This is a genomic window from Aquabacterium sp. G14 (assembly GCF_037482285.1).
GTDB lineage: Bacteria > Pseudomonadota > Gammaproteobacteria > Burkholderiales > Burkholderiaceae_C > Aquabacterium.
Map to the genome: position 1 here is coordinate 1 of NZ_JBBEYB010000003.1, position 16,354 is coordinate 16,354.

The window sequence follows — 16,354 nt, forward strand, 5'->3', positions numbered from 1 at the left end:
CAGGGCCGGTGCCCAGGGCGTAGCTCAATGCGTCGCCATCGGCATCGGAGCCGATGACCTGACCGGACACAGCGGTGTCTTCCTCGGTCGTGACGCTGTAGTTGCCAGCGACGGGGTCGAAGCCCGGACTGTTCGGATCGATCACCGGCACGTCATTGGCCGGTGTCACACCGACGTTGACCGTGGCGGTGGCAGTGCCACCCTTGCCGTCAGAGACGGTGACGGTGAAGCTGTCAGCACCGTTGAAGTTGGCGGCAGGTGTGTAGGTCCAGCTGCCGTTGGCATTGACCGAGACAGTGCCGTTGGCGGGGCCGGTGCCCAGGGCATAGGTGAGGGCATCGCCATCGGCATCGGAGCCAACGACCTGGCCGGACACGGCGGTGTCTTCTTCGGTCGTGACGCTGTAGTTGCCAGCGACAGGGTCGAAGCCCGGGCTGCTTGGATCGATCACCGGCACGTCGTTGGCCGGTGTCACGCCGACGTTGACCGTGGCGGTGGCGGTGCCGCCCTTGCCGTCGGAGACGGTGACGGTGAAGCTGTCCGAGCCGTTGAAATTGGCGGCAGGCGTGTAAGTCCAGCTGCCGTTGGCATTGACCGAGACGGTACCGTTGGCGGGGCCGGTGCCCAGGGCGTAGCTCAATGCATCGCCATCGGCATCAGAGCCGACGACCTGGCCGGACACAGCGGTGTCTTCTTCGGTGGTGACGCTGTAGTTGCCAGCAACGGGGTCGAAGCCCGGGCTGTTCGGGTCGATCACCGGCACTGAATTGCCTGGCGCATCACCGCTGATCACGCCACCAGACAACAGTTCGGTGCGCGCAGCGAGTGTCGCCGTCTCGTACTCAAACTCTTGAGAACCCACCGATTCCTGTACGCGGCCAACGCGCAAGCCCTCTCCAAGCGCCCCTGCTGCCCCGCCGGCCAGTCCGGCCGCAGGCGCGTCATCCTCTCCCGCGTCATTCAGCCGCGCCACAGCTTCATCCAGATTGGCCTGCCCTTGCGCGAGCAAGGTCGCGCGTGCACCAGCCACGCCACTTTCCTCCGCCACGCTCAATGCCAAATCCGCGGGCAGTCCCTCCACCGGCGTGACCCACAGCTGACCGTCTGCTTCTGTCAACTGGAGACTGGCACCGGCCGATGCCAGCACGGTATCGCCCTGATTCAGAGCATCGCCCACTTTCAGAACGCCGGCTGCCTTTCCACCTGCACGGATCACGCGAACCGAGCCCTCAATTTTCGAGACGACGCCGGCGGGAATAGGGGTGGAAACAGACATGCGGACCTCTGCATGTTACATTTGTAGCAATTCAAGCATACCTTATTTGAGGGGTCCGATTCATGCGCTCACCGAAGAAGATTCGTGAAGCAGTTCATGACTGTGGCCGTGCTTTCTCCTATTTGGCGCTTTGCGTCCCTTACAGGGGTGGCCGCCCTCGTCAATCAGGCGGGGCTGTTACATGGAGCCTCGGCGCAAAAGATCGCCCAGCGAACCACTTTGCGTGACCAAGTAAACAAAAGGCGCCCTCGAAAGGGCGCCTATGCGCATTGGGGTGCTGGTCGGACTCAGCGCTCTCTCAGCGCGTATGCATGTGCCTTGAGCACCGGTTTCAGCAGGTACGACAGGACCGTCTTCTTGCCAGTCAGAACGTCCACTTCCGCGGTCATGCCCGGCAAGATGGGCATCTTCTCGCTGAAGTTGGCGGCCTTGGTGCGCACCCTGACCACATAGAACGTTTTCTGCCCGCGCTCGTCGGTGACCGTGTCCGGACTGATGTTCTCCACCACTGCATCCAAGCCGCCATAGATCGAGAAATCGTAAGCACTGAACTTCACGGTGGCGGCTTGTCCGGGGTGGATGAAAGCAATATCGCGCGGCTCAATCTTGGCCTCCAACACCAGGGCATCATCCAGCGGCACGATCTCAACAATGTCCTTGCCGGGCGTCACCACCCCTCCTACGGTGTTGGCCAACAAGCGTTGCACCCGTCCGCGCACGGGCGATTTCACCTGAGACTTGTCCACCTTGTCTGCCAAGGCCACGGCGCCTTCATTCAAGGCGCTCAAGCGGGCCAACACTTCCGACAATTCCTTGCGAGCCTCATTGCGGAAAGCCAGATCCGTTTCCTGGATCTTGCGCGATGCTTCCAAGATCGCGGCCTGCGCTCGTGCACTCTGAGCGCCAGCCTGTTCCATGTCCCCGCGTGCCCGGGTCACGTCACGCTCCAGCCTCAACACGTCCACTTCCGAAACGGCACCTGTGGCCAGCAGTGGGCGAGTTTTGTTCAATTCCTGCTGCGACAGGTCCAGGCTGCGTGCAGCTGATTCACGCTTGAACCGGGCCTCACTCAGCTCCTGCCGCCGCTGAGCCAGTTGCTGCTCGCTGATGCCCACCAGCGCGCTCAGCTCCGAGCGCCGGGCATCGTAAAGTTGCCGCTCTTCATCCACGATGCGCTGCGCCTCGGCATCATCGATGGCGGCCGCGGGTGGCGTGAAGCTGGTGCCCTCTGCCAAGGCTTTCAGACGTGCCTGTTTGACCTGCAATGCAAACACCTGCGCTGCGCTTTCACGCACGCCCGAGGTAGCCCGGGTCTCGTCAATCTTCAGCAGCAATTGGCCCGCTTCGACGACATCGCCTTCCTTCACCAGAATCTGCGACACCACACCACCATCGAGCGACTGCACCACCTGCAGTTGCCGCGACGGAATCACCTTCGCCTCGCCCTTGGTGACCTCGTCGATCTCGGCCAGTGCCGCCCACACGATCAGCAGCACGGTGACCAGCAGGGCAGAGCGCACCAGCGTTTGCGCACGAAAGGTCGCGCCCCGCGACATCACCGCGTCGGCCTCGAGCTCGAAAGGGTGCATCCCTGCCTGCGAGGCCGCTTCCGGCGTGACACGCGCCCCCCCCAATCGGTCCAGAAGGCGGTCGGTCCAAGGTGCCAGGCGAACACGCAAGCGCTCCAGCCCGTCCACCAACTTTTGGCCCATCTTGAGCAAGGTTTTCATCTCTGTGCTCCTGGCCTGATCACGCTGCGCGCGAAATGCGACCGGCTGCCAGCGCCTGCATGATGCGCTCACGCGGGCCGTCGGCCACGATCTTGCCCTGGTCGACCACGATCACGCGGTCCACAAACGACAGCATCGACGTCCGGTGCGTCACCAGCACGACCGTCTTGCCTTCTGTGAAGGCCTGCATGCGCTGCGTCACCAGGGCTTCCGTCGAAAAGTCCATCGCGCTGGTCGGCTCGTCAAGCAAGAGCAGCGGTGCGTTGTGCAACACGGCCCGGGCAATGCCCACGCCCTGACGTTGCCCGCCAGACAGCAGTTCGCCACGTTCGCCCACCGGCATGTCAAAGCCCTGGGGGTGCCGCTGCACGAACTCGCTCAGCCCGGCGACGTCAGCCGCTGCCACGATGGCATCGTCGCGTGCATGAGGCATCCCGAAGGTGATGTTCTCGCGCAGCGAGCCGTAAAACAGCGTGATGTCCTGCGACACGCAACCCAGGTTGCGCCGCACGTCGGCCGGATCCAGCTGACGCATGTCGATGCCATCGAACAAGATGGCGCCCGCGGTCGGCTGATACAGCCCCATGATCAGCTTTTGCAGCGTCGTCTTGCCCGAACCCACCTTTCCGATCAGGGCCACCCGCTCACCGGGGTTGATCTTGAAGCTCACGTCGTCCAGCGAATGGCCCTGCTGACCCGGGTAGGCGAAGGACACATGGCGGAACTCGATCTCCCCCTTGAACTCCGGGCGCTGAATGAAATGGCTGCCCTCAGGACGCTCGACAGGCTGCGCCATGATCTGCTCCAGTGAGGTCATCGCCGTGCGGGCCCCCTGGTACTGCATCAACAGACCGACGATCTGACCCGCAGGCGCCAGGGCTCGACCCGCCAGCATCGTTGCGGCGATCATGCCCCCCATGGTCAGCTGCCTCTCCGAGATCAGATACACCCCGATCAGGATCACGCACACCGACACAAACTGCTGCAGCGTGGCCGTGGAGTACATCGCCGTGGCCGACATGCTGCGCATCTTCACGTTCAGCGCCGAGAGGTACTGGTTCGCCCGCTCCCAGCGCGACTGGATCAGACTCTCTGCCCCCTGGGACTTGATCGTCTCGATGCCCGTCAGGCTCTCGATCAAGGTGGCGTTGCGCTGCGCCGCCGCCTGGTAAGAGCTTTGCGACAGCTCATGCAGACGATGCTGGAACACATAACCCGACACCAGGATCAGCACGAACACCCCGATCACTGGCAGGACCAGCCACGGTGAAATCCAGGCCATCACCACCACGAACAGCAGCGCGAAAGGCAGGTCGATCAGTGCCGTGACCGTGCTGGATGCGATGAAGTCCCGCACTTGCTCGAAGCCCCGCAGGTTCGCGGCGAACGAGCCCACCGATTGAGGGCGGTTCTCCAGGCGCATGCCCAGCACCCGTTCCATCAAGCTTGCCGAAATCTGCACGTCAATGCGGGCGCTGGCCTCGTCCACAAAATGGCTGCGCAGCAGGCGGATGAACAGGTCGCTGCACAACACCAGCGTCACACCAATGGCCAGCACCCACAGCGTCTCGGTGGCGTGATTGGGCACCACGCGGTCGTACACGTTCATCGAGAAAATGGGAAAGGCCAGCGCAAACAGGTTGATCAGCAGCGCGGCCCACAGCACATCGCGGTACACAAAGCGCTGCGCCAGCACCGGTCCCCAGAACCAGTGCCCCGAACGGGTGGCCTTGACCTCGGGGGTGCGCTCGTCAAAGCGGAAATGGGGGCGTGCAAACAGCACCACGCCGCTGTAACGAGACTGGAGAGCCTCGGTGCTCAACGTCACGGCGCCTTGGCCAGTTTCTGGCAGCAGCACGCGCCAGTGCTCGCTGTCATCTCGGCCCAGCAACACACAGGCCTTGTTACCGTGCAGGATCAGGATGGCAGGGAGGGTCAGCGCGTCGATCTCGTCCAACGCCAGGCGTTGCACCCGAGTGGCCAAGCCGGCGCGTGATGCTGCGCGTTCCGCCAGCGAGAGCGGCAGAGACTCTTGCGGTTGAAGCGGCAGGCCTGCCGACAAGGAAGCCCGGGTCGCCCCCTGTCCGTGCAGACGGGCCACCTCCACCAGGCAATCGAGCAGGGGATCCGGACCGACAAGGTCGTCACGCACGCGCGTGGTTGTGGTGGACGCTGAAACGTTTTCCTGGGGTGCGTTCATGACGAAAGGTGTGAACCAGACTCACCGAAGATCGGCACAGTAGACGTCAAACTGACCCCGCTTGCGATCTTCAAAATAGCGCTCCAGTGTCATTCGCACGGTTCTGAAGGCCAGATCGGCCCAGGGAATCTCGTGCTCGTGGAACAGGCGGGCTTCCATGGTCTCAGGGCCGGGGGCAAAGTCGGTGTCCAGCAAGCGGGCGCGGTAAAAGAAATGCACCTGACCAGCGGTCACGACATTCAGCACGCTGTAAAGACCTTGCAACTGGATGCGTGCGCCAGCCTCTTCGTCGGTTTCGCGCGCTGCACCTTCGTCGGTGGTTTCGCCCAGCTCCATGAAGCCGGCCGGCAGGGTCCAGAAGCCCTTGCGTGGTTCGATGTTGCGCTTGCACAGCAGCACCTGCTCACCCCATACCGGTAGCGTCCCCACCACGTTGAGCGGGTTGACGTAGTGGATGTGGCCACAGGAAGGACAAACCGCGCGTTCACGGTTGTCATCGGCCGGCACTTTGTGCTCGACCGGGGTGCCGCAGACCTGACAGTGCTCGATTCGACGTGAGAACAACATGCAGCCAGTGTAGGGCAACAAACCCTGGGCACACGGGCGGAGTCGCCCTCAGCCGCGCTTCAAGGTGAGGTCCACAGTTTGGTCACCCACGGGGCAAAGCTCTCCATCACCTGAACAGGGTGGCCGTTACGCCAAAACACCGAGCGGCGGCACCAGACCGGTGCGGGGTCGACCTCCGTCAGGCCCAGCTTTTGCCACTCGCGCACCATGTGTTGGCGCTCGGCCGAGTGTCGCGGCAGTCGCTCTCCCACCAAGGGGTCGCGCTGCACCTGACGTCGCGTGAACAGCAGCTCGGCCAGAGGGCGTGTGCCGAGTCCTTTCATGGCTTGCCACGGGCCCTTGACGGCGCCCAAGGGCGTCACGCTGCGCGCCCACACCGCCGGTCGCCCGTTGATCAACAACACCACCTCTCGGACATGACCATGGCGCACCCCCAGGGCTGAGCGCTCCTGGGGCCAAAAGGGCAGTCTTCCTTGCCGCGTGACCACCAGCGTCACCGTGCCGTGCGCACGCAGGCGCGCCGTCAGCGAGCCAGGGGCTTGCAGCCAGCGCCGCAAAGATGCGGACACGCAGCCCCTGGGCCACTTGCCGACCGATGTGGCCGACGACGACACGCGCCGGCGCTGCGGGCACGCAGAGGACGCGCTCAAGGCGTTGGCAGCACTGGAGACAGGGCGAGGTAGCATCGGGGCTGGATCATAGCGGCCCTTGTCCCCCTCCATCATGTCGCCTTGTGTCGAAAGCGCCTCGTCAGCCATGCCCTTGCCTGTGGGGTGGACATCGGTCAACCTGGGTGAGCGGGTGGGCGCGCTCATGAGTGCCCGTGCGGGCGGCGTCAGTCAACCCCCCTATGACGCGTGCAACCTGGGGGATCATGTGGGGGACGACCTGGCAGCGGTGGCTGATAACCGAGCGCGATTCGCCGCCATCCTCCAGGCAGATCCGGTATGGCTCACTCAGGTGCATGGCAACCGTGTGGTGCGGCTCAGCCGCACCCCCGATGCTTCTGACCCTGCCCGAGTCTGCTGGACTCCTGGCGCACCTCAGCCTCGTGCCGACGGTGCCTTCACCACCGAGCGTGGCTTGGCCTGCACGGTCATGGTGGCTGACTGCCTGCCGATCTTGCTGGCTGCGCCTGACGGGCGAGGCGTTGCAGCCCTCCATGCCGGATGGCGGGGGCTGGCCGGCGCGGGAGACATGGCGGGGCAGGGCATCGTCCACACCGGTGTGCGTGCGTTGTGCGAGGCCACTGGCTGTGCCCCCGGAGAGTTGCAGGCCTGGTTAGGCCCCTGTATTGGCCCCAGCCAGTTCGAAGTGGGGGCCGACGTGTTGCGTGGGTTTGGTCGAGACCCCGAGGCGACTTGGGCGCAAGAGTGCTTTGTGCCTCGCTCACCCGGCAAGTGGTTGGCCGATCTGCCAGGGCTGGCGCGGGAAATTCTCTCGGCGCAAGGCGTCACGCTCATCCAGGGCGGCGGCGACTGTACCGTCAGCGATGCCTCACGGTTCTTTTCGTTCCGCCGGGACGCCATCACCGGTCGTCAGGCCGCCAGCATCTGCTTGCGCTGATTCCGTTGCGGCTTGTTCGGCTGCCACCTGCGCGCGCCATTCGGCTTCTTCCCTCGCCCGGCGTGCGCGCCGACGTGCTGGCGTGCCCAACAAATACAAGACCAGCGCCAGGGGGCCGATGCCGTACATCACGAAAGTGATGATGGCACCGAGCATCGAGCCCTGAGGGCTCGTGGCTTCGGCCACGGCCATCATCATGGCCACGTACATCCAGGCAATCGCAACAATCCACATGGGAGCGGTACTCAATAAATCAGAAAACCAAGGGTAAACGAGCATGCCTGGCATCGAGCTTGCTGCAATCGATGGAGGCAAGATGGGACTATCGGTCACGCCGGACCACCAGGCGGGCCGCGTGATGGGTCGAGTTGGCGTCTTTGCAACACTTTGATGTCGTCAGAATAACGCCACATGATTCGGCCATCATGTTGTGAACAAGTGGCCAGTTCAAATCAGGAGATGTATGGCTGTACCTCAAAAGCCGCGCGCCACGCGCGGGACCGCAAAAGCGAAATCGGTCCCCCAGGCCGACACACAGAACCAGAAGCCCACAGACACCCAGGCCACCGCCGAAGCAGCCCCTCACGTTTCTGCTTTCGAGCAGATGGGCGCGGCTTTCCGCATGCCCGGTGTCGACTTGGACGCTCTCAAGGCGCAGTGGCACGACCAGCTGAGCAAGTTGCCAGGCTTTTCGCCCACGCTCTTTCAGTCGTGGCTGCAGCAGTCGCCCATGGCCGGCCTGAATGTGCCAGGGCTCCAGCCGGTTCAGCAGGCGGTCGAGGCCGTCGGCCACAGTGTCAGCGACGATTTGAAGTCGCTGGCGGCGCTCAAGGTCGAGCCCGACACCCTCAAGAGCATCCAGAGCGAGTACATCCAGCGCGCCACCGAGCTTTGGAACCAGGCGCTCACCAAGCCTGAAGCCATGACGGTGTCCGACCGCCGTTTTGCCGCACCCGAGTGGACGCAAAGCCCGGTCAGCGCCTTCATGGCTTCGATGTACCTGCTCAACGCGCAGACCATGCAGCGCTTGGCGGACAGCCTCAACGGTGCCGAGAAGGCGCGTGAGCGCGTGCGTTTTGCCGTCCAGCAGTGGTCGGCCGCGATGTCGCCCAGCAACTTCCTGGCGCTCAATCCTGAAGCCTTGAAGAAGGCGGTCGAGACCAAGGGCGAAAGCATTCAGCAGGGCATCCAGCATCTGATGGGTGACATCCGCCAGGGCCACCTGTCGATGACCGACGAGAGTGTGTTCGAGGTCGGCAAGAACGTTGCCACCACGCCCGGCACGGTCGTGTACGAGAACAGCTTCTTCCAGTTGATCGAGTACGCACCGATCACCGACAAGGTGCACGCCAAGCCCTTCCTGTTCGTGCCACCGTGCATCAACAAGTACTACATCCTTGACCTTCAGCCCGACAACTCGGTGGTGCGCCACCTGCTGTCCGAAGGTCATCGCGTGTTCATGGTCAGTTGGGTGAACCCGGACGAGAGTCTGGCCAAGGCGACCTGGGATGACTACATCGAGCACGGTGTCATCCAGGCCATCGAGGTCACGCGCGAGATCACCGGTGCCGAGCAGATCAACGCCCTGGGCTTCTGCGTGGGCGGCACGATGTTGGGCGTGGCCTTGGCCACCTTGGCTGCCAAGGGCCGCAAGCCCGTCGCCAGCCTGACCCTGCTGACGTCCTTCCTCGACTTCGCGCACACCGGCATCCTGGACATCTTCATCGATGAGGCCATGGTGCGCATGCGCGAAATGACCATGGGCCCGGACAGCCCGCAAGGTGGTGGCTTGATGAAGGGCGGCGACCTCGCCTCGACCTTCGCTTTCCTGCGCCCCAACGACCTGGTTTGGAACTATGTGGTGGGCAACTACCTCAAGGGCGAAATGCCCCCGGCGTTCGACCTGCTCTACTGGAACAGCGACAGCACCAACCTGCCGGGCCCTTACTACGCCTGGTACCTGCGCAACACCTACCTCGAGAACAACCTGATCAAGCCCGGTGCGGTGACGGTGTGCGGCGAGCCGCTCGACCTGCGTCGTCTGGACATGCCGACGTTCATCTACGGCTCGCGTGAAGACCACATCGTGCCCTGGGAGTCGGCCTACGCCTCGACCCAGGTGGTCACCGGCCCGCGCACCTTCGTGCTCGGTGCCTCGGGTCACATCGCTGGCGTGATCAACCCGCCCGCTAAGAAGAAGCGCAGCCACTGGGTCACTGGCGCGAAGGTCAAGCAGTTGCCGACTGACGCCAACACCTGGCTGGCCAGCGCAGAAGAGAAACCGGGTAGCTGGTGGACCGTGTGGGCCGACTGGTTGCGCGACCACGCTGGCCCGATGGTGGCCGCACCCAAGCAAGCTGGCAGCCGCAAATACCCTGCGATTGAAGCTGCGCCAGGACGATACGTTCTGCGCAAAGCCTGACAACGTGCCCGCACAACGGGCACCTATCTTGACTGAAGGAGAAGATCTTGACTGACATCGTCATCGTTGCCGCCGCGCGAACCGCAGTGGGCAAATTTGGGGGCACCCTGGCCAAAACCCCGGCCAGTGAACTGGGCGCCGTGGTGATCAAGGACCTGCTACGCCGTACCGGTCTGTCGGGCGACCAGATCAGCGAAGTCATCCTGGGTCAGGTACTGACGGCCGGCTGTGGTCAAAACCCGGCGCGCCAGGCGGTCATCAAGGCCGGTCTGCCGCAAGGTGTGCCCGCCATGACCATCAACAAGGTCTGCGGCTCGGGTCTGAAGGCCGTGATGCTGGGCGTGCAAGCCATCCGTGATGGCGATGCAGAGATCGTGATCGCCGGTGGCCAGGAAAACATGAGCCTGTCGCCCCACGTGGTGCCCAACTCGCGTGACGGTCAGCGCATGGGCAACTGGCAAATGGTTGATTCCATGATCAACGATGGCCTGTGGGACGTGTACAACCAGTACCACATGGGCATCACTGCAGAGAACGTGGCCAAGCAGTACGGCATCAGCCGTGAAGAGCAGGATGCCCTGGCCCTGGCTTCTCAGCAGAAGGCAGCTGCTGCGCAGGATGCTGGCAAGTTCAAGGACGAGATCGTGCCTGTGGTCATTCCGCAGAAGAAGGGCGATCCGCTGGTGTTCGACACCGACGAGTACCTGAACCGCAAGAGCAACGCCGAAGCCCTGGCCGGTCTGCGCCCCGCTTTCGACAAGGCCGGCAGCGTCACCGCTGGCAACGCCTCGGGCATCAATGACGGCGCTGCCGCTGTGGTGCTGATGACCGCCGAGAAGGCGCAGCAACTGGGCCTGAAGGTTCTCGGTCGCATCAAGTCGTACGCCAGCGCCGGCCTGGATCCCGCGTACATGGGCATGGGCCCTGTGCCCGCCTCGCGTCGTGCACTGGAGCGTGCCGGTTGGCAGGCTTCCGAGCTCGACTTGCTGGAGATCAACGAAGCCTTCGCCGCCCAGGCCTGCGCCGTGCACAAGGAAATGGGTTGGGACACCAGCAAGGTGAACGTCAACGGGGGCGCCATCGCCATCGGTCACCCCATTGGTGCATCAGGCTGCCGCATTCTGGTGACGCTGCTGCATGAAATGGCCCGTCGCGACGCCAAGAAGGGCATTGCCTCGCTGTGCATTGGCGGTGGCATGGGCGTTGCATTGACCATCGAGCGCTGAGGCGCCGCGTCAGCCCGCGATAGAAACATAAAGAGGAGCCTTACATGACTCAAAAAGTTGCATACGTCACTGGTGGTATGGGTGGGATCGGAACCGCCATTTGTCAGCGCCTTCATCGTGACGGTCACAAGGTGATCGCCGGTTGTGGCCCCAGCCGCGACTACACCAAGTGGTTGGATGAGCAAAAAGCCTTGGGCTACACCTTCTACGCATCGGTCGGTAATGTGTCCGATTGGGACTCGACGGTCGAAGCGTTCAAGAAGACCAAGGCGGAGCATGGCCCGATTGACATCCTGGTGAATAACGCCGGCATCACCCGTGACGGCATGTTCCGCAAGATGACCAAGGCCGACTGGGATGCCGTGATCAGCACCAACCTGGACAGCATGTTCAACGTCACCAAGCAGGTGATCGACGACATGGTGGACCGTGGTTGGGGCCGCATCGTTAACATCAGCTCGGTCAACGGTGAAAAAGGTCAGTTTGGCCAGACCAACTACTCGGCGGCCAAAGCCGGGATGCATGGCTTCACCATGGCGTTGGCACAAGAGGTGGCCAACAAGGGCGTGACCGTCAACACGGTGTCGCCCGGCTACATCGGCACGGACATGGTGCGCTCGATCCGTCAGGACGTGCTTGACAAGATCGTCGCCACCATTCCGGTGAAGCGCCTGGGGACGCCTGATGAGATCGCATCGATGATTTCTTGGGTGGCCAGCGACGAGGCCGGATTTGCCACCGGCGCTGACTTCTCGGTCAACGGCGGTTTGCACATGGGTTGATCCCCTGGGCCCGGTGCGGCACCACCGGGCGTCTCACCACACCCTCCGGTTCAGGGTGTCACGACCATCCCGCTGCGCAGCAATGCCAGCGGGATGTTTTCTTGGTGGTATCAGGCCGCGGCTTCCTGCTCGCGCACCAGGCGGTCGAGCGCCGCGCAGACCTCGGCAAAACGCCCGGCAATCACGGTGCGGCGCGCATCGCTGGGGTCGGTGCTGATGCGCACTCGGGTGGCGGTGCCGGCACCGCTGCGCAATGGGATGACCTGGGCCGCCCGCGTGCCATGGCCAGACGTCTGGGGTGCACGCCACGGAGTGAGGGGGCGTGGCTTGATGGGGCGCGCAGATGGTGCCGTCGCAGGGCGTGGGTCGTTGGCGTTATCAGCGAGGACGGCCTCGCGGACATGGAAAGCACGGGCCAGGTGATGAATCATGATGAACTCCCAGAAACAACGTTGAAGTTCGGCAGGATTCCATTGAAGGATCACCACGCGGGATTGCATCATCGGCCTGATGATGCGAATGCCCGCCACCCGCATGGTGAGGAAGAAAGGTCTCAGTTCAGGGGTTGGTTACGGATCAGGCCCACGGCCAGTCCTTCGAGCTCGAAATCGGGATGATCGGAGGACACCACGATGGGCTCAAAATCGGGGTTCTCTGGCAGCAGGGTGATGCCCTTTGGCGTCCGCTGAAAGCGTTTGACCGTGACTTCATCGCCCAGGCGAGCCACAACGATTTGGCCATTGCGTGCTTCGCGTGTGCGCGCCACGGCGAGCAGATCGCCATCCAGGATGCCGGCATCTTTCATGCTCATGCCGCGGACACGCAAGAGGTAATCGGGGCGCTTGGCAAACAGACTGGGCTCGACAGCGTAGCTTTGCTCGATGTGTTCCTGCGCGAGAATGGGGTGGCCTGCGGCCACACGCCCGACCAGCGGCAAGACGAGTTGCTCCAGCCCCGGCAGGGGAAGGTTGAAGGGCAGGCCCGATGACTCGGTGTCGCCCCGTTTACGGGTTTCGTTCACGGTGCGCAAGGTGCCCGCTTTCAGGCGAATGCCGCGCGAGGTGCCCCCCACCAGTTCGATGACCCCTTTGCGTGCCAGGGCTTGCAGGTGTTCTTCGGCAGCATTGGCCGAACGGAAACCCAGTTCGGCCGCAATCTCGGCACGCGTCGGAGGCGCACCTGTCTTTGCGATGGCACGCTGAATCAGCTCGAAAATCTGCTGCTGGCGTGGCGTGAGTTTGGGTTTATCGTTCGTCATCGTGTGTCGTGCCTTGAACTGAGGGTGTCGACGTTGACTGTCATTCTATACAGGGCTGTTTGTTTGTCCAGTATTTTATTTGTGGGCTGGGAGCGACGATGCGGCGGGTGGTGATTCTGGGAACCGGGGGCACCATTGCCGGCACGGCGCAAGATCCGTCGCGGCAATGGGCTTACCGGGCTGCGCAACTGTCGGTGTCGCAATTGGTCGAAGCTGTGCCGGAGTTGGAAGGGGTGCCGCTCGAAACGGTGCAGGTCGCGCAGGTGGACAGCAAGGACATGAGCTGGTCGGTCTGGCGGGCCTTGGGGCGTGCCTTGCACGAGCATCTGGAGCGTGACGAGGTGGCCGGGGTGGTGATCACCCATGGCACCGATACGCTGGAAGAAACCGCTTACCTGCTTCAGGCACTGCACGATGGCGCCAAGCCGGTGGTGTTGACGGCCGCCATGTTTCCTGCGACCTCGCCTCATGCCGATGGCCCGACCAACCTTCGAGACGCGGTGCGGGTGGTGCAAGAGGCGGCTCAGCGCTGTCTGGGAGGTGTGGTGGCCGTGATGCACGGGAGAGTCTGGTCGGCCGGCGCTGTACGCAAGTCGCACACCCACGCCCCCGATGCCTTTGATGGCGGGGATGCGCCCCCACTGGTCACATTGAAGCGGGAGCCAGTGGAGCTCGAGGAGGATGTGGTCAAGGCTTTGTCGAGATTGGGCTTTCGGGCGCAAGGGGCAGGGGCGGCTGAGCCTGCCGAGGAGTCCTGGACGTCGGTCTGGCACCGTTGCGGTCGTTGGGGCTGGGGTTATCTGGAAGCAGACCCACCACGGGTTGAGATCGTCTGCAGCCATGCCGATGCCGATGGCTGGATCGTGCGTGCCATGCTGGCTCAAGCACAGACGACCACCAGACCGCTGCGTGGCATCGTGGTGGCTGGCACCGGGCACGGCACCATCCATGCGGGCTTGACCGAGGCGCTGCGCGAGGCTGCGTGTCAGGGCGTGACCGTGTGGCGCAGCAGCCGTGTGGCTCGAGGTGGCGTGCTGCCGCGGGAGGGCGACGAGTGGCCGGGGGTGCCGCACCTGACGGCGGCGCAAGCCCGTGTGGCACTCATGCTGTCACTCTTGGGCGTCTCGTTCATGGCGTAAATGGTTTGGGGGCGTGGGCGTTGTCCTGACTGTGGTGACCAGCATGTCAGGACAGGCTTTGCTCCCTCCGGGTGCATCGCAGACGCCCCGGAACAGCGTGCATTGTGTCGGGTCGGTGTGAAAGGCTGATGACAGTGCGCGCGCGGCATCAGCGGCCGCCGGTGACATCCAGAATGGCGCCCGCTGTGTAGCTGGCAGCATCGGAGAGCAGCCACACAATGGCCTGTGCCACCTCTTCAGGGTGCGCTGCACGGCCCATGGGCAGTGTGGGGCCGAGTCGATCGGCTCGGTCCGGCTCTCCCCCAGTGCCGTGGATGGCGGTGGCGGTGATGCCGGGGCGTACCGCGCACACGCGCACGCCTTCGCCGGCCACCTCTTTGGCCAGCCCGTGGGTGAAAACGTCGATGGCGCCCTTGCTGGCAGCGTAATCCACATACAGTGCAGGCGAGCCGGTTCGCACCGCACTGCTGGACACGTTGACGATCACGCCGCCGCGACCGCCATGACGGCTGGACATTCGCTTGACTGCCTCTCTGGCGCAAAGCATGGGGCCCACGACATTGACCGAGAACATCCGCGTCATGCGCTCGGCGCTCATCTCGTCGAGGCGGGAGGTGCGGTCGATGATGCCTGCATTGTTCACCACGCCGGTCAAAGGTGGCAGAGAGGCGTCTGCCTTGGCGAACAGCTGAAGAACATCGGCCTCGCAGGCCATGTCCGCCTGGGCGATGATGGCACGCGGCGCACCCAGTTGCAGGCATTCGTCTGCCACCGCTTGCGCGAGATCGAGGCGGTGAGCGCAGTGAATGAGGAGGGAGTGGCCTTGTGCAGCCAGCAGGCGCGCGGTGGCCGCGCCAATGCCTTGGCTGGCTCCGGTGATGAGGGTGACGGCATTCATGGGTTTGACTTTACATTTCCTTTACGGGCGGCACGCAGTAGAGACACCGTCCACCAAGACACTGTGAACATGAGCACAATAAAACGCAATCGATGGTTGTCAGGTTGGCGCCTGACAATGGGGGTGGTCTTGCTGGCTGCGGCCGGCTGGGGCATCAAATCGGTGTATTTCAAACCTCCCAGTGCGCCCCAGGTCATCACGGCCGAGGCCACGATCGACGACATCGAAGACACGGTGCTCGCCAGCGGCACCATCGAGGCCTCGCAGGAGGTCAGTGTGGGCGCCCAGGTCTCGGGCCAGATCAAGCGCCTGCATGTGGCCCTGGGTGACCGGGTCAGCAAGGGTCAACTGGTGGCCGAGATCGACTCCACCACGCAGACCAACACCCTGCGCAATGCCGAAGCCCAGGTGTCGCTGCTGAGTGCTCAGCGCCAGGCACGTCATGCCCAATTGCGCCAGGCCGAGTTGAGTTATCAGCGCAAGAAGGAATTGTTCCAACTGGATGCGGGCTCCAAGGCCGATCTGGACGATGCCGAGGCCACACTGGCAACCACCCGTGCCGAGATCGCCGCCCTGGATGCGCAGATCCGTCAGGCCAACATCTCGGTGGACACCGCACGGGTCAACCTGGGCTACACCCGCATCATGGCGCCGATTGATGGCGTGGTGGTGGCGGTGGTGGCCGAAGAAGGGCGCACCGTGAACGCGATGCAGTCGGCGCCCACCATCATCAAGCTGGCCAAGCTGGACAAGGTCCAGATCAAGGCGCAGATTTCCGAGGCGGACGTGGTGCGCGTGAAGCCGGGCTTGCCGGTGTACTTCACCATCCTCGGTGAGCCTCAGCGCCGCTACGAGGCCAAGTTGCGGGCCATCGAGCCCGTACCCGAGTCGGAGCAGACCGACACCAAGACCACCACGGCGTCGTCCACCACCAATGCCATCTACTACAACGGCCTGTTTGACGTGGACAACCCCGAGGGCAAGTTGCGGGTGGCGATGACGACCCAGGTGTTCGTGGTGCTCAACCGCGCAGACAAGGCCCTGGTGATTCCGGCAACCGCCTTGGGCCAGCGCGACCGCAAGCTGGGTACTTACGAGGTGCGGGTGCTCGAAGGCGAAGGCAAGGACGCGCAGGTGAGCACGCGCCAAGTCAAGGTGGGCCTGAACAACCGTGTGCAGGCCCAGGTGCTCGAAGGCCTGAAGGCCGGTGAGAAGGTGGTGGTGGGTGAGGGCGGTGCCAATGGGGCGGGTGGCTCCGGCGCAGGCCGCATGCCACGGATGTTCTGACGC

General features: G+C 63.6%; 15 protein-coding genes. 6 read left to right on the forward strand and 9 right to left on the reverse strand.

Features of this window, described 5'->3' with window-relative positions; translation table 11 throughout:
• The 5 genes from WIT60_RS04445 to WIT60_RS04465 all read right to left on the reverse strand — a co-directional run.
• The coding region (locus tag WIT60_RS04445) for an Ig-like domain-containing protein (RefSeq protein WP_339582747.1) at positions 1-1,276 on the reverse strand (1,276 nt) is incomplete at its 3' end.
• A gap of 287 nt (positions 1,277-1,563) precedes the next feature.
• Positions 1,564-3,006: an HlyD family type I secretion periplasmic adaptor subunit gene (locus WIT60_RS04450; protein ID WP_339582748.1), complete on the reverse strand. Its 1,443-nt coding sequence runs from the start codon at positions 3,004-3,006 to the stop codon at positions 1,564-1,566.
• Positions 3,007-3,025: 19 nt separating this feature from the next.
• Positions 3,026-5,206 carry a type I secretion system permease/ATPase gene (locus tag WIT60_RS04455; protein WP_339582749.1) on the reverse strand — a complete coding sequence of 727 codons (2,181 nt, stop codon included), beginning with the start codon at positions 5,204-5,206 and terminating at the stop codon, positions 3,026-3,028.
• 21 nt (positions 5,207-5,227) lie between these two features.
• Positions 5,228-5,773, reverse strand: coding sequence for an NUDIX hydrolase (locus WIT60_RS04460; protein WP_339582750.1), 546 nt, complete (start codon positions 5,771-5,773; stop codon positions 5,228-5,230).
• 59 nt (positions 5,774-5,832) lie between these two features.
• Positions 5,833-6,342, reverse strand: a complete 510-nt coding sequence (locus WIT60_RS04465; RefSeq protein ID WP_339582751.1) for a chorismate--pyruvate lyase family protein — start codon at positions 6,340-6,342, stop codon at positions 5,833-5,835.
• 154 nt (positions 6,343-6,496) lie between these two features.
• On the opposite strand from WIT60_RS04465, the gene pgeF reads away from it, so the two are divergent.
• Positions 6,497-7,339, forward strand: a complete 843-nt coding sequence (gene pgeF / locus WIT60_RS04470; RefSeq protein ID WP_445207648.1) for a peptidoglycan editing factor PgeF — start codon at positions 6,497-6,499, stop codon at positions 7,337-7,339.
• Here pgeF and WIT60_RS04475 read toward each other — a convergent pair.
• Entirely contained in the window at positions 7,271-7,672 is a 402-nt protein-coding gene (locus tag WIT60_RS04475; RefSeq protein ID WP_445207649.1) for a hypothetical protein, read from the reverse strand. The two genes, pgeF and WIT60_RS04475, sit on opposite strands and share 69 nt — an antisense overlap.
• A 397-nt stretch (positions 7,673-8,069) precedes the next feature.
• Here WIT60_RS04475 and WIT60_RS04480 point away from each other — a divergent pair, with 397 nt between their 5' ends.
• From WIT60_RS04480 to phbB, 3 genes are read left to right on the forward strand one after another with little or no spacing between them, the layout of a single operon-like run.
• The gene (locus WIT60_RS04480) at positions 8,070-9,761 is read left to right on the forward strand and encodes a PHA/PHB synthase family protein (RefSeq protein ID WP_445207658.1); all 1,692 of its coding nucleotides are present in this window, start codon (positions 8,070-8,072) and stop codon (positions 9,759-9,761) included.
• A gap of 47 nt (positions 9,762-9,808) precedes the next feature.
• Entirely contained in the window at positions 9,809-10,987 is a 1,179-nt protein-coding gene (locus WIT60_RS04485) for an acetyl-CoA C-acetyltransferase (protein WP_339582753.1), read from the forward strand.
• 44 nt (positions 10,988-11,031) lie between these two features.
• On the forward strand, positions 11,032-11,769 hold the full coding sequence (gene phbB / locus WIT60_RS04490; RefSeq protein WP_339582754.1) for an acetoacetyl-CoA reductase: 738 nt from the start codon (positions 11,032-11,034) through the stop codon (positions 11,767-11,769).
• A 110-nt stretch (positions 11,770-11,879) separates the two neighbouring features.
• Here phbB and WIT60_RS04495 read toward each other — a convergent pair whose 3' ends face one another.
• Both WIT60_RS04495 and lexA read right to left on the reverse strand, forming a co-directional pair.
• The gene (locus WIT60_RS04495) at positions 11,880-12,200 is read right to left on the reverse strand and encodes a hypothetical protein (RefSeq protein ID WP_339582755.1); all 321 of its coding nucleotides are present in this window, start codon (positions 12,198-12,200) and stop codon (positions 11,880-11,882) included.
• A gap of 122 nt (positions 12,201-12,322) precedes the next feature.
• Positions 12,323-13,027, reverse strand: a complete 705-nt coding sequence (gene lexA, locus WIT60_RS04500) for a transcriptional repressor LexA (RefSeq protein WP_339582756.1) — start codon at positions 13,025-13,027, stop codon at positions 12,323-12,325.
• A gap of 98 nt (positions 13,028-13,125) precedes the next feature.
• Between lexA and WIT60_RS04505 the strand changes: the two genes are divergently transcribed.
• Entirely contained in the window at positions 13,126-14,166 is a 1,041-nt protein-coding gene (locus tag WIT60_RS04505) for an asparaginase (RefSeq protein ID WP_339582757.1), read from the forward strand.
• Between the two features lie 148 nt (positions 14,167-14,314).
• On the opposite strand, the gene WIT60_RS04510 is transcribed toward WIT60_RS04505, so the two are convergent.
• A complete protein-coding gene (locus WIT60_RS04510; RefSeq protein ID WP_339582758.1) occupies positions 14,315-15,064 on the reverse strand; it encodes an SDR family oxidoreductase in 750 nt (249 codons plus the stop codon).
• 69 nt (positions 15,065-15,133) lie between these two features.
• Between WIT60_RS04510 and WIT60_RS04515 the strand changes: the two genes are divergently transcribed.
• Positions 15,134-16,351: an efflux RND transporter periplasmic adaptor subunit gene (locus tag WIT60_RS04515; RefSeq protein WP_339582759.1), complete on the forward strand. Its 1,218-nt coding sequence runs from the start codon at positions 15,134-15,136 to the stop codon at positions 16,349-16,351.
• Positions 16,352-16,354 lie beyond the last annotated feature (3 nt).